This is a genomic window from Dietzia cercidiphylli (genome assembly GCF_014145145.1).
Taxonomy (GTDB): Bacteria; Actinomycetota; Actinomycetes; order Mycobacteriales; family Mycobacteriaceae; genus Dietzia; species Dietzia natronolimnaea.
The window spans coordinates 1-1,557 of sequence record NZ_JAALEA010000483.1 but is presented as its reverse complement, the minus strand read 5'-3'; the positions used below and the strand labels follow the sequence as shown (position 1 = coordinate 1,557).

Genomic DNA, 1,557 nt, shown 5'->3' with positions numbered 1-1,557 from the left:
TGGGCAGGTCGAGGGTCTTGGAGGCGAGGTTCGCCACGGTCGGGGCGTTCGCCACACCGACCTCGACGAAGCACTCGATGCCGAGTCCGCCGCGCTCCACGGGCGTGAAGAGCAGCTCCTGGGTCTCGATCCAGCGGACCGGGCTGGCGAACTGCCAGGCCAGCAGCTCGACCAGGAGGAGGCGTCCCAGACGCGTCGGGGTGGCAGACCAGGAGTCCCAGTCGGCCAGGACGTCGGCGAGGGAGTCGGCCGGCACGAGGTCGGCGATCTCCTGCACGAAGTCACGCTCGAGGCTGAACAGGCGCGGGACCAGGTTGGGGATGTAGCGGCCCACCAGCACCGAGATGTCGATGTCGTGCGGGATCAGCGCGTCGAGGGTGGCCCGGAAGTCCGGGACGCCGCCGCGCAGGACGGTGGAGTGGAAGGGCACGTCGATGCCCGGCACCAGGATGAAGGCGTTCTTGCCCCCGGACCGCTCGAGCTCACGCTCGACGGCCTTCTCCAGCGCCTTGCAGCCGGCGACGGTGCCGGCCAGCGCGTACTGGGATCCCGCGAGGTTGTAGTTGACGATCTCGATGAACTCACCCGAGTCCTCGGCCACGGCGGCCACCCAGTCCACGACCTCGTCGTCGCCGATGCCCATCTGCGACGGCCGGATCGCGGCCATCCGGTAGTCGGACCGGCCCTCGGAATCGCGCGGGACCAGCTCGTGCATGGTCGCTCCGCGCTGGAAGACGATCTCCAGCAGCGGCTCGAGCTCGAGCGTGCCGGAGATGGCGGCCAGGGCGTCGTACTCGCCGATCGAGTGGCCGGCGAAGTAGGCGCCGTCGATGAACAACCCGTCGGCCTCGAGTTCGGCGCGCTGCGCCACCGCGAGGCACGCCATGGCGACCTGGGTGAACTGGGTCAGGTAGAGCACGCCGTCGGGATGCCGGTGGACGGTGCCACGGACGGTCACCTCGGTCGGGTTCTCACGGACGAGCGCCAGGATGGAGAAGCCGAGGGCCTCGCGGGTGTGCGCGTCGGCGCGGTCCCAGATCTCGCGGGCGGCCGGGCAGCGGGTGCGTCCCTCCATGCCCATCCCCTTGGCCTGGATGCCCTGGCCGGGGAAGGCGTAGACGGTGCGCGGGGCCTCGGTCAGGGCGGTGGCGGCCATGACGGTGGCACCGTCGACCGTGCACGTGACCTCGAGGACCTGGCCGCCGGCGAGACGGCCGGTCTGGACGGCACGGACCTTGATGTGGTCGCCCGGTCGGACCGGGGCGAGCATGCGGGCGGTCCAGCCGGCGATCCGCAGGGCGGGGGTCTTCCCGTCCGAGGCCTGGACCGCGTGCTGCGCGGCGGCCGAGAGCCACATTCCGTGGACGATCACGCCACCCAGGCCGGCGAGGTCGGCCGCGGTGTCGGAGACGTGGATGGGGTTGTGGTCGCCGGAGACCAGCGCGAAGGCGGTCATGTCGTGCGGCGCGATGAGCGCGGTGGACACCCGCTGCTGGCGGCTCGTCTCGGCCGGGGTCACGGGTGCGCCCTCGGCGCTGACCAGGGCGCCGCCGGCCG

General features: G+C 71.9%; 1 protein-coding gene. It reads right to left on the bottom strand.

The genetic code is table 11. The features are described from left to right. A partial coding sequence (locus tag G6028_RS15985; protein WP_182659460.1) for an acyltransferase domain-containing protein occupies positions 1 to 1,557 on the bottom strand: 1,557 nt, incomplete at both ends.